At 61.5% G+C, this 11,438-nt stretch carries 11 protein-coding genes; 3 read left to right on the top strand and 8 right to left on the bottom strand.

The genetic code is table 11. From position 1 onward, the window contains the following. Positions 1–273: 273 nt before the first annotated feature. Complete coding sequence (locus tag PW947_RS28085; protein ID WP_299635629.1) at positions 274–501, bottom strand: hypothetical protein; 228 nt, start codon at positions 499–501, stop codon at positions 274–276. Between the two features lie 327 nt (positions 502–828). On the opposite strand from PW947_RS28085, the gene PW947_RS28080 reads away from it, so the two are divergent. Both PW947_RS28080 and PW947_RS28075 read left to right on the top strand, forming a co-directional pair. Further along, complete coding sequence (locus PW947_RS28080; protein WP_299635628.1) at positions 829–2,091, top strand: helix-turn-helix domain-containing protein; 1,263 nt, start codon at positions 829–831, stop codon at positions 2,089–2,091. A gap of 588 nt (positions 2,092–2,679) precedes the next feature. After that, positions 2,680–3,717, top strand: coding sequence for a GNAT family N-acetyltransferase (locus PW947_RS28075; RefSeq protein WP_299635627.1), 1,038 nt, complete (start codon positions 2,680–2,682; stop codon positions 3,715–3,717). A 79-nt stretch (positions 3,718–3,796) separates the two neighbouring features. On the opposite strand, the gene PW947_RS28070 is transcribed toward PW947_RS28075, so the two are convergent. The 7 genes from PW947_RS28070 to PW947_RS28040 form a co-directional block, all read right to left on the bottom strand. Then, positions 3,797–4,993 carry a glycosyltransferase family 4 protein gene (locus PW947_RS28070; RefSeq protein ID WP_299635626.1) on the bottom strand — a complete coding sequence of 399 codons (1,197 nt, stop codon included), beginning with the start codon at positions 4,991–4,993 and terminating at the stop codon, positions 3,797–3,799. Positions 4,994–5,374: 381 nt separating this feature from the next. Then, on the bottom strand, positions 5,375–6,535 hold the full coding sequence (locus tag PW947_RS28065; RefSeq protein ID WP_299636057.1) for an iron-containing alcohol dehydrogenase: 1,161 nt from the start codon (positions 6,533–6,535) through the stop codon (positions 5,375–5,377). A gap of 117 nt (positions 6,536–6,652) precedes the next feature. Then, on the bottom strand, positions 6,653–7,246 hold the full coding sequence (locus PW947_RS28060) for a UbiX family flavin prenyltransferase (RefSeq protein WP_299635625.1): 594 nt from the start codon (positions 7,244–7,246) through the stop codon (positions 6,653–6,655). After that, positions 7,239–8,807: a UbiD family decarboxylase gene (locus PW947_RS28055; protein ID WP_299635624.1), complete on the bottom strand. Its 1,569-nt coding sequence runs from the start codon at positions 8,805–8,807 to the stop codon at positions 7,239–7,241. Before PW947_RS28055 ends, PW947_RS28060 begins: the two co-directional genes overlap by 8 nt. Before the next feature lie 177 nt (positions 8,808–8,984). After that, on the bottom strand, positions 8,985–9,788 hold the full coding sequence (locus tag PW947_RS28050; protein WP_299635623.1) for an alpha/beta hydrolase: 804 nt from the start codon (positions 9,786–9,788) through the stop codon (positions 8,985–8,987). 64 nt (positions 9,789–9,852) lie between these two features. Then, positions 9,853–10,188, bottom strand: a complete 336-nt coding sequence (locus PW947_RS28045; protein WP_299635622.1) for a DUF4148 domain-containing protein — start codon at positions 10,186–10,188, stop codon at positions 9,853–9,855. Between the two features lie 65 nt (positions 10,189–10,253). Further along, positions 10,254–10,604 (bottom strand): DUF4148 domain-containing protein, encoded by a 351-nt coding sequence (locus PW947_RS28040; protein WP_299635621.1) that lies wholly within the window; start codon positions 10,602–10,604, stop codon positions 10,254–10,256. A gap of 380 nt (positions 10,605–10,984) precedes the next feature. Here PW947_RS28040 and PW947_RS28035 point away from each other — a divergent pair, with 380 nt between their 5' ends. Continuing rightward, positions 10,985–11,422, top strand: a complete 438-nt coding sequence (locus PW947_RS28035) for a hypothetical protein (protein ID WP_299635620.1) — start codon at positions 10,985–10,987, stop codon at positions 11,420–11,422. Positions 11,423–11,438 lie beyond the last annotated feature (16 nt).

Raw genomic sequence — 11,438 nt, 5'->3', positions numbered from 1 at the left:
CTCGTATATGACAAAAATTTATCGCTTAGACGGGAAGGCGCGGGACACGCGGTAAGGGCAGGACGGAGGTTCTGCTGGGCTGCGAGGAGGGAGATAAACAGAGAAACGGCGGGAGGCGACAAAACAGCGGGGCGATCACGCAAACCGGCTCGCCTTGCATCCAGCTTTCACGCCGACCCGATCGAACGTCCCGCGCGGGGACGCTGCAATGGACCGGCGCGTGTCACGGAAGATGTGCGACGAAGCCGTATGCAAAACCTGCGAAAACGCGGTCTAGTGCACGACGCCAAACAGGCTGTAAGCCGCATCGATCGGCTCGACGCCGAACTCATACAGCGCAAGCGCCCGCTCCAGCAGATCGTCGCCGATCTTGTAAGGCGGCTTGATAAAGCCGGCCACGGTGGCCTCGACCACCCACAGTTGCACCCATGAGCGTAGCTCGTCGGCCAGATAACGGGAGATCGGTTGCGGGCGGCTGTATTCGAACGTCGGCTGTTGCATGTGAGTGTCTCTGTGCAGGCTAAAAATGCAATAACGGACGGATTGCGGAAAACTCAAGGGCGGGTCATTCCCGATGTCCCGCGATTGCGTGAAAACAGCGCGTCGAGTTCGCAAATCAGGTTCTGCCATCACCTTCCGGACCAGCATCGCAACCCCAAAAACCACGAACTGTGCGCTGCCCCGCGCTCGGCGGTCATCCGTCCGGTCCCGCCGGTTCGTGAGGTAACGAACACTGGAAAAGCGACCTCGCTGGTTAAATGCGTCTGTAAGCTGCGCCGAAACACTTTGCTACACCGTTTCGCGGACGCAGCACGACACGCAGTCCGAATGAAACCGGATGTAGCCGACAGGCTCGCCATCTTCCGGACGTACGACACGATCAAAGGGGATGCCATGCCGTACATCGGCCACGACGCGAATTCGTTCTCACCGCCGGGCCCGGGTCTGGATGGCACGAACACCCGATCGCGCCGCGCTGCGCGATCGATCGGCATCCTGCTGCTCAACCGCTTCTCGCTGATGAGCACCGGCATCATTTCCGAACTGTTCCATTCCGCCAACGCGATCGCGCAGAAGCGCGGGGCGGAAGAGCCGATCTATCACGTGCGCTTCCTGTCGCCCGAAGGCGGGAATATTGCGTGCACGTCGGCGATTCGGGTCGTCACCGACAGCCTCGATATGGGTCGCCAGGATCGCTTCGACGCGTTGTTCGTCGCAGGCGGCGAGGGCGCATTCGGCGATATCGGCGGCGGTGCCGGCAGCGTGACCAGCGGCGTCCGTGCAGGCGACGGCGCGGGCGAGCGCGTCGATGGCGGACACGTCGCGCCGCACGACGAACGCGTGCTCGACTGGCTGCGTCAGGTGCGCCATACCGCGGGCACGATTCATCCGATCGGCGATAGCTGGACCGTGCTGGCAGCCGCTGGCATCGAGCTGCGCCCGAAGACGACGGCCGCGATGTCCCATGGTGCGACTTACCCTGCGTCGCGTAACGCGCTTGTGGACGACGGCGATCCCTGTGCCGCCAGCGATGCGCGCGAGCCGCGTACAGGGCGGCGCAATGCGTCCGTAGCGGGATCGGCGATGGAAGGCGGCATCGACGACCGGCACGAATCGATCGAAAGCGCGCTGGTGCTGATCAAGCGCGACCTCGGCCTCGACGTGGCGCGCGATGTCGCCGCGCATCTGTTGCCGGGCGTCAGTCCGCGTTTGATGCGCCGCCTGAGCGGCGGCGGAGCGATGAGCATCGCGGAGAAGATCAACGCCGCGGCGCAGTGGATCGAAGAGCATTGCGACGGACCGCTGTCGGTGACGGACGCCGCGCATGCGGCCGCGATGAGCGAACGCAATTTCCTGCGGCATTTCAAGCATGAACTCGGGGTCACGCCGTCCGATTATCTGCAGCAGATGCGGCTGAAACTGGCCTGCGAATTTCTCGCCGACACCGATCTGCCGGTCGACAAGATTGCGCGTCGCTGCGGCGCTGGCAATGGGCACGGGCTCGCTAAGAGTTTTCGTCGTGTGATGGGTGTTTCGCCGACCGAATACCGGCTGAACATTCGCGCCGGCGAGGCGGTTGTCGCGTCGTAAAACACGGTTTTGACGTGGATTTGGGCGTACGCGCGATTTTCGCGCCCTTGGCGCTACCGATAGCAACATTACAAAGATAATGTCAAACATCAGATCATAAAAGGTAGATATTTACCGTATTACGACTAGTTATTTACGTTTCATTCGGAATTCTATGGCGTAATTCGGCCGCCACCGCGTCCACGCGCAATCAGCGTTTTAAAAAACGGGCGAGGGTGCCGCAGCCTCGAAAATGGCGCAAAACAGCGTTTTCCGTGCTTGAAAATTCGCAAATTGCCGCCTTCGCATAGTGCTAAGCGAAAAGCGACCTCGTTGCGCAATTCCGCGTCATTTCCTGCTCGATTTTGGCGGGGGAAACCTACCTCGCTGCGAATAGACTCCTCTGACGCGGCGACAAAAACGACGAACGGGCAGGGCATTACAGCCGCCTTATCAGTCGGATAAAGCCGTCAGGACATTGAAATCCGCGGAGACCTCGGTGCGTTTTTTCGTCGTGTTTGTGATCGATCCGGCAACGCAAGCGGTGAAAACCGTGCGTCGTCGCGACAACGCACCAGCAGGCTGGAATAGCTAGAAAGGGGAGTCGTAATGCCGTCCGTACAAGAACGTGCCTTGCCGCCCGAAATGCGCGCAAAGGATCGTCCTGAAGTGCTGTCCACGGGGTTGACAACGATAGAGAAGGGCGCGGTGGATGCCGCGCACTCGATCTTCCACGAACACTGGTGGCTCGATATCGCGACGGCCGGCGAATGGCGGCTTGCGACGGTGCGACGAAACCAGACCGTGATCGCCGAAATGCCGTATTACGTCGCGCGGATGGGGCTCTGGCGCATTTCGCAATTGCCGCCGCTCACGCGCACGCTCGGTCCCGTCATCAGATCGACCGGCTTCGGCGACGCGCGCGAAGCGCATCATCGGCGCGATCTGACCGCGCAACTGATCGAACAGTTACCTCACTGCGACAGCTTTTTTCAGGTGTTCGATCCGCGCGTCGAAGATGCGCTGGCGTTTGCGCTGAACGGTTTTACGGTGTCGGCGCGCTACACGTTCCGCATTCCCGGACATTGCTCGGTTGCCGACGCGTGGGCGAAACTCGACAGCAAAACCCGCAACGTGATCCGTGGCGCGGACAAGCAGTTGATGATCGCGCCGATCGCCACGCCCGCCGAATTCCTCGCGTTTTACGAGTCCAATCTCGCAACGCGCTCGCGGACCAACGCATACGGCACGGTGCTGATGCGGCAGCTGGTGAACGCGTTCGTCGAGCGGGAAGCAGGGCATCTGCTTGGCGCCTATGGTCCGAACGGGCGTCTGGTCGCCGCAATCGGCGTGGTGTGGGATCAGCACGCGATGCACTATCTGCTGTCCACGCGCGCGCACGACGCGCACGGCGGATCGATCAGCCTGCTGTTGTGGACCGCGATCCAGCGGTCGCTGGAACGCAAGCTGACGTTCGATTTCGACGGCTTTTCGAGCCCGTCGACATTCAATTTCCTGAAGGGATTCGGCGGCACGCTGACACAGCGGCTCGGAGTAGAACGCCTGAGTACGACGTACTCGGTCGCGCGGATCCTGAAGCGGCGCGTTGCGCCGAAATCGGGCATCGTGTTCGCGCCGCATCTGTAGCGGTCCGGCCGGTTCCGGATGCAGTCCGGAACCGGCCGGACCGCGCGTCGAACGCGGATCGTCAAAAAACCCGCGTTTTTCAGCGCATTTTTACGCGCGTCTGCGCCACCGGGTCGGCCGATGCGACCATCGTTTCGGCCAGGTCGAGCGTGTTCGTCGCGAATACGGTGGGCGTCCAGCGAGCGCTGGTCGCTGCGGCATTGGCGGCGAAACGTTCGCGGGTGTCGCGGTCGATGGCGAGGCGCTGGATGCGTTCGGCGAGAGCAGGGACGTCGCCGGGTTCGACGATATAGCCGTTAACGCCGTCGAGCACGACCTCGTTCGCGACGCCGCAGGTGCGGGTGACGATCGCCGGCCGACCGGCCGCGTAGGCTTCGCTGACGCACAGACCCCATTGATCGAAATCGCTCGCGAGCACGAGGAATTCGGCGAGCGCATAGAGGTTGGGCATGTGCTGGTTCGGGATCGACTGCAGGATCACGATGCTGGATTCGAGGCCGAGTTTTTCGATCTGTTCGCGAAGCTGCGCTTCGGACGGACCTTGCCCGACCAGCACCAGCGACACACCCGAATTCCGCACGCCCGAGCGCGCATAGGCGTCGATCAGCAGATGGATATTCTTGCGCGGCACGAAGCGGCTGACGCACAGCATATAGCGCTGCGGCAGCCCGAAACGCGCGCGGACGTCGGCGGCTTCGGCGCGCGCGTGAAGGGCTTTCTGCGCGAAATAATCGACATCGATCACGTCGAAACCGATCCGCGAACGCGACAGCGGAATCCCGAGCGATTTCGCATACTGCCGATGCTTTTCACCCGCTACCAGCGCGGCGTCGAAACGCGCGACCAGCAGCCGTTTGAGGCGTTCTTTCAGCGTGTAGCGCTTGCCGTCGTCGGCTTTCGAATCCGACATGTACATCAGGAAAAAGCGCCGAGTAAGCAGCCGCATCGCGCACAGAATCACCGAATAGTTGGTGTTGTAGCCCAGCGTGACGACCACTTGCGGATCGAATTCGCGCACTGCCTCGATCAGGCGCAGGCAGATATGCACGGTGTGGCCGTCGCCTTCGGCGGCGTCGTCAAGCAAGGTCGTCGACATTCTCGGACGCGCGCCGAAGAACGCCGCCCGGCGTTCCTGCGGAAACGCGTAGACGCCGGATTTGCCATAGATTTCGATCAGCGACACCTCGTGGCCGCGACTGGCCGCAAGGCGTGCCAGCGCCTCGTATCGCGGTACGTGATAGTCCCCAAGGTTGCCGACGACGAAAAGAACACGCATGTAGATGGATCGCTCGCAGTTGTTGTGGTTGCCGGTGCTGCACATATCATCATGGCGACGGCCGCGCAGATTTCGCCATAGATTCGCTTTTGTGCGACAACACGGACGTTTGTGCGCCGATGTGTGCGCTCGGCGACGTAGCGGGCGGTGAACCGAGGCGGAAACGCGACAGTCGGGCCAGGCTCGACGCGATTGGGCCGCACATCGCACCTTATCCACAACAAGATAAAAATGCGCTAATTTATCTTATGTTAACTACGAAAAACACGCGAGAAAAACCCATCCAAACCCGCCTCACACCCCACGCGACAACCGATTCAGACCAAAGGCAGCCGACCTCAAACCCGTCAGCCGCCTTCAGCATCAATCGACACGCCACATTCAAAACGCCGCCGTGTAAATCGCCAACGCGTCCGCTTCGGTCACCGGACACGGATTGTTCACCAGCAGCCGCGTCTGCAACATCGCGTCGCAAGCCATCCGCGCCAAACCGTCACGCTCGATACCAACCTCGCGCAGCGTCGCTGGAATACCCGTTGCGGCGATCAACGCTTCCACCTGCGCGATCAGCGCTTGCGTGCGGCTTTCTACGCTGCCCGTCGCCGACGGCACGATCACATCCGCGAGCTCCGCATACAGATTCGCCACCGCCTGCGCATTGAAGCGCAACACATGCGGCAACACGAGCGCGTTCGACAAGCCATGCGGCACGTGATAAATCCCGCCGATCGGATAAGCCAGCGCATGCACGGCGGCCACCGGCGAATTGGCGAATGCCTGACCCGCGAACGTCGCGCCGAGCAGCATCGCTTCGCGCGCGGCCCGATCCTGACCGTTTTCGCACGCCGTCAACAGGTTGCGCGACAACAACTCGAGCGCCTTGACGGCCAGCATGTCGGAGACCGGATTTTTCAACCGCGCCGATGTGTATGCCTCGATCGCATGAACCATCGCGTCGATGCCGGTTGCGGCGGTCGCGGCCTTCGGCAGACCGAGCGTGAGCTCCGCGTCGAGAATCGCCAGATCCGCGACCAGTTGCGGCGCGACCACGCCCATCTTTTTCGCTTCGCTCACCGTGACGATCGACACGGCGGTGACTTCCGAACCCGTGCCTGCCGTGGTCGGCATCTGCACCAGCGGCAGACGCCCTACTTTCACCTGGTTGACGCCGTACATCGCCGTCAACGGCTGTTCGTCCTGCGCGATGAGAACGGCGAGCAGTTTCGCAACGTCCATCGACGATCCGCCGCCCAGACCCAGCACGATCTGCGCGTCGACTTCTTTGGCGCGACGTGTCGCGTCGAGAACCACTTGCTCGGGCGGGTCGGCGATCACATCGTCGATGACGGTGGCTTGCCAGCCGTTTTCGGCGAGATCGGCGAGCGCGGGATTCAGCAGGCCGCTGCGATGCAGGAAACCATCGGTGACGACGCACAGTCGTGTCAGTGTCGGATACTGCTCGCGCAGCAGACGGCCGAGCCGCCGTGCCACGCCATATTCGACAACCAGTGTCGGGACGGTCTGAAAACGAAACGGGTTCATCATGCGAATGCCTCATCCTTCTTATGATGTGTCAGCACACGCGGCGTCAATGCGTTGTCTCCATCGCGGCCGCGACTGCGGAAAATCATAGTACAGGTTTGCGCGGCATGCGCCCGGTCACTCGCAATCCGTGCTGCGCCACGCTTCGATCCGTTCCGTATCCAAACCGAACTGATCGAGCGCGCGGCTCACCGAATGATCGACCATCTCTTCGAGCGTTTTCGGCCTTGCGTAGAACGCGGGCACGGGCGGAAACACGATCGCGCCGGCTTCCGTCACGGTAGTCATATTGCGCAGATGGATCAGGTTCAGCGGCGTTTCGCGCGCCATCAACACCAGCGGCAAACGCTCCTTGAGCACGACGTCGGCAGCACGGGTCAGCAAGGTGCTGGTGACGCCCGATGCAATCTCGCCGACCGTGCGCATCGAGCACGGCACGACCAGCATGCCCAGCGTGCGAAACGATCCCGATGAAATGCACGCGCCCACGTCGCCGATCGGATGCACGTAATCGGCAAGACCATGCATAGCATCGCGCGATAAATCCGATTCGTACTCGCGCGTCAGTTCCGCGGCCTTCGACATCACCAGATGCGTTTCCACTTCCATCTCGCGCAGCAGACGCAACGTGCGCTCTGCGTAGATGATGCCGGTCGCGCCCGTCACGCCGACGATCAAACGACGACGGCCATTCAATGCGCGCTTAGTCATGATCGGCCTCGCTGCGTGTGGCTGCGACCGGCGTGTCGAACTCGCTGTCGTCGAACATGCCGGGCGCATACGGACGCGGATCGACGTCGCGGAACTTCGCCCGTTCGAATTCGGCGCGCATGTGGAACGGCGCGGTGCAATCGAACACGGTCTTGCACGTGACGCCCTTCGCCGGCAACGCCGGATTGAAGTCCGGCGTTTGCGACGGATCGAGCACGTGTCCGTTGATCTTCGGTAGAAACATCGTCGACACATCGCCTTGAAAGCGCGTGGTCATCGCCCACAACACGTCGTCGCTGTCGAACGGATCGACGTCGCCATCGACCAGCACCACATGCTTCAATTCCGAATACACGCCGAGCGCGATGATCGCGGCCTGACGCGCACGGCCGTCGTCGAAGGCGTTTTTCTTGTTCACCTGGATCACGGCGAGCAGCTTGCCGCCGCCTGCGGTGTGCGCATAGACCTGCGTCGCGAAGCCTGGCATCGCGTCCTGCAGCGCGTTGTAGATGCTCGCTTCGGTCGGAATGCCGGCGAGGTTCGTGTGTTCTTCGCCCGGACCGACCAGCGTTTGCATGATCGCGCCGCGACGCATCGTGACGGCCTTGACCTTGATTACCGGCAGCGACGGATTCGCCGGGCCGTTATAGCCGGGAAACTCCGGCATCGCGTGACCGGTGTTCGTATTCTGATCTTCAACGACGCGCACGTTCGGCAGGATTTCGCCTTCGATCACGATCTCAGCGCGCGCAATCGACTTCTGCGCGACGCTCACGCAATCCACCAGTTCGACCGGCTTGCCGCGCAAGCCTCCCGCGATCGACAGCTCGTCGAAACCGAACGGCGTGGTCGGCGCTTCGAAACAGGCGCCAATATGGATTGCCGGATCGAGGCCCATGTTGATCGATACCGGCAACGCTTCGCCGCGCGCTTCGGCCTTCTGGCGAAACGCATCGATATGACGACCCGGCGCGAAGAAGATCGACAGTTCGTCACGGCCTTGCACGCACAAACGATGAATCGTCACGTCCGAGTGGCCTTCGTCCGGATCGGTACCAAGTACGAGGCCAAGACATAGAAACGGACCTGCGTCGCCCTCGGTATTGGTCGGCGCGGGAATCAGCGTGCGCAGATCGAAACCGGGATCGCTCGCGAGATGCACGACTTCCTGGCACGGCACGTCGCCGCTGATCGTCACTGGCGCAATCGCGTTCCTGACGGCATCGGCCATCCGCTGCGTCAAACGCGACGGTTCCGCTTCGAGCAGCAAACCGACACGCTTGCGGCTCGCCATCAAACCGACCAGCACGCGACTGTCCGGATAACCCTTCAGCGTGTTGAACATCATGGCTGGGCCGAGACGCGTCGGACGTTCGACCGTGCCGCCCGCGCCGATCCGCTTGTACACGCCCGCCAGTTCCGCGTTCGGATCGACTTCGTGCGATGTTTCGAGCAACTGGCCCGGATAGTTCGCCAAACGGTCCAGCGCGGAGCGCAGGTCGCACACTTCGCCCTGCCCGGCTGCACGGATTAAATGTTGGGCTTCGGTTCGCTTGTTCATGGTGTTCGCATCCCTCGATCGTTAAGCATTGGCAGCATTTGACGCTTTTCGAGGGGTCGAATCAATCAATGGAAAGGCACGTTTTAGATAAGAAAATCTTATCGATCAAGTTCGAGACTAACGTACGCGAGTTGACGCTCGCTGCACCGGCGCGGCGCAGCGAGCGCTGTCCCGGTTTCAACCTTGCGCCTGTTTCGCGGCGGCTTCGATCACGGCGGCGACGTCTTTCGGGCGCGATTCGTAGACCGAGTGGCTCGCGCCCTGGAGCACGGTGGTGTGGCTGTGCGCACGGGCGTAGTACCAGCGTTCGAGATCGGGATTGATGATCTTGTCGTCGGCGGCGACGATGCCCCAGCTCGGCTTGGTCGTCCACGCGGCCGCGGTGATCGGCGCGGTGAATACCTTGGCGGCCGTCAGCATCTGTTCGTGCGCTTCGAATTGCGCCTGCTTCGCGGGAAGATCGGCGGCGAAGTCCTTGTAGTAGTCGTCCGGATTCAGATACGTGTAGCCGTCGGCGGTTTTCTCGATTGCGCCTGTCTGCTTCGACGTCACGCTCGGCATGCCCTTGCCCAGTGCGCTTTCGTTTTCGCCGACGGCCGGTGCATGCGCGGCGACATACACGAGTCCGACCACGTTCGGGTTTTCGCCCGCTTCGGTGATGATCGATCCGCCGTAGCTGTGACCGACCAGGATCGTCGGTCCCGTCTGAAGATCGAGCACGCGATTGGTCGCCGCCACGTCGTCTTCGAGCGATGTCAACGGCTCCTGCACGATGCTGACGTGATACCCGTCTTTCGTCAGGATCTCGTAGACCGGTTTCCAGCCCGCACCGCCGACCCACGCGCCATGCACCAGCACGATGTTCTTGACGGGACCGTGCGTGGCGGTAGACGGTTGCGCGTCTTGCGCGAGAGCTGCGGTGGAGGCGAATGCGCAAGCGGACAACGACAAGGCTGCTGCGACGAGAGGCAAAACTTTCATCTGAAACTCCGTTTTATAGAATGCTGATCGAGGGTGAGGCGCTGATGCAATGCGATGCGGTGGCCTAGCTGCCGAAGTAAAGCGTGCAGTAGCTGACCGGGCCGACGCAGCCCGCGTCCTTCGTGACATGGGCCGGAGCACCCGATTCCGATGTGCCCTTTTGCGGCATCCCGCCGACTGCGTCGTCTTGTGCTGCGACCTTTGCTTCGGCGGCCTGGATATCGGCCGGATAGTTGGCGTCGTCGCTGCGCGAGACGTTGTAGCCGGCCTGTTCGACACGGACCAGGTCGGCGCGCACTTCAGCGCGTGTGACCGGTTCGCTGGACGATTGCGCAAAGCTGATCGCGGGCGTTGCCAGGGCGGTTGCGGCAAGAGCGATACAAACGAAAATGTTCTTCATGATGGGTCTACCTTTAAATTCGACGATGACGATGGAGTGAATCCGGTGATGCTTCAAATGCCTGCTCAGCTGCCGAAGAACGGCACGCAGAATCCGGCCGGTCCGACGCATTCGGTGTTGCCGTTCGACGCATGCGGCGCGCTATCCGCAACCCGCTTTCCCGCTGCGCTCGAACCCGACATGGCCGGACCTTCGCCGCTCTGGTTCTGCTGCTGAAGCCGCGCAACCTGCTGGGCGAAGATCGGATTGACGGCCGGATACGACGTATCCGTAACGAAACGCGAGCCGTTGTTCTCGGCCTGGATCAGTTCCTGCCGCACTTCAGCGCGGGTCTTTTCCTGCGCCGACGCATTCGAGACGAAAGCAAACGAAGTCGACGCGATAACAGCGAGTGCAACTACGAGGCGGGTTTTCATTTGGAGATCCTAACTATGTTGGGTTGATGATCGCTGGGTGTGTATCGTGGCAAACACAGCTGATCGGGTTCTATTCCAGTGTCGTTCGATGATTTTATTCGGCCGACATATGCATGACTGGTTACGCGATCCGTTTATTCGTGACGCTGAATCTCGCTTCCATGCAGGGGCAAACACACGAGGTCGCGATCTATTCCGCGATCGTCGAAATTTTTTTGATTTTTTTCGCAGCGCCCCGCTGGACGGGGTTTCGCGCGCTTGCTTTCGGATTCTTGCGAAACACCAGGTTTCGCCGTCGTGCGCCGATAAAACCTCACATGCACCACCCGATCAACACGCGTGCGCCGCACCCGGCAACGCCACTTTCAAGAAGCGCCACCATGAAACAACGTCATCTGCCCGCATTGCTGCGCGTCGGCCTGGCGGCGCTTTGCGCGGCGCTGCTCGCGATTGGCACGACGGGGCTGTATAACCCGGCCGAGCCCGCGAAAGAGCCGCCCATCGCGACGTTGACGCATTCACTGCAAACCGGGATGCCCGACATTGCGCGAATTTTCCAGCGTTTGACGGACGAGCGAAGCATGTCGCCGGTTGCCGCGCGACTCGTCGATCAGCAGCAGGTTTATGCCGTGGTCTACGAAGTTTTCTCGCGGATATTCGGCGCGGACCGTGACGATCCGGCAGAAACCTACGTGCCGCCGCCGCATCGAAGGACGGGCAATCAGACGTTGCGTCCGACCGCATGGCAAACCACCTGTATGCGCGATCCACTCGATCCGCACAGCGGCGAGATGGCGAGCGCATCGGAAAGTACCTGAAAACAGGCCACTTTCA

Origin of the sequence: Paraburkholderia sp., assembly GCF_028283785.1 — a bacterium.
Taxonomy (GTDB): domain Bacteria; phylum Pseudomonadota; class Gammaproteobacteria; order Burkholderiales; family Burkholderiaceae; genus Paraburkholderia.
This window is presented reverse-complemented; position numbering and strand designations above follow the sequence as displayed.

Excerpts from the sequence above, each read along its gene's own strand:
- PW947_RS28085 (WP_299635629.1), bottom strand. The coding sequence starts at position 501 with ATGCAACAGCCGACGTTCGAATACAGCCGCCCGCAACCGATCTCCCGT.
- PW947_RS28080 (WP_299635628.1), top strand. The coding sequence starts at position 829 with ATGAAACCGGATGTAGCCGACAGGCTCGCCATCTTCCGGACGTACGAC.
- PW947_RS28075 (WP_299635627.1), top strand. The coding sequence starts at position 2,680 with ATGCCGTCCGTACAAGAACGTGCCTTGCCGCCCGAAATGCGCGCAAAG.
- PW947_RS28070 (WP_299635626.1), bottom strand. The coding sequence starts at position 4,993 with ATGCGTGTTCTTTTCGTCGTCGGCAACCTTGGGGACTATCACGTACCG.
- PW947_RS28065 (WP_299636057.1), bottom strand. The coding sequence starts at position 6,535 with ATGAACCCGTTTCGTTTTCAGACCGTCCCGACACTGGTTGTCGAATAT.
- PW947_RS28060 (WP_299635625.1), bottom strand. The coding sequence starts at position 7,246 with ATGACTAAGCGCGCATTGAATGGCCGTCGTCGTTTGATCGTCGGCGTG.
- PW947_RS28055 (WP_299635624.1), bottom strand. The coding sequence starts at position 8,807 with ATGAACAAGCGAACCGAAGCCCAACATTTAATCCGTGCAGCCGGGCAG.
- PW947_RS28050 (WP_299635623.1), bottom strand. The coding sequence starts at position 9,788 with ATGAAAGTTTTGCCTCTCGTCGCAGCAGCCTTGTCGTTGTCCGCTTGC.
- PW947_RS28045 (WP_299635622.1), bottom strand. The coding sequence starts at position 10,188 with ATGAAGAACATTTTCGTTTGTATCGCTCTTGCCGCAACCGCCCTGGCA.
- PW947_RS28040 (WP_299635621.1), bottom strand. The coding sequence starts at position 10,604 with ATGAAAACCCGCCTCGTAGTTGCACTCGCTGTTATCGCGTCGACTTCG.
- PW947_RS28035 (WP_299635620.1), top strand. The coding sequence starts at position 10,985 with ATGAAACAACGTCATCTGCCCGCATTGCTGCGCGTCGGCCTGGCGGCG.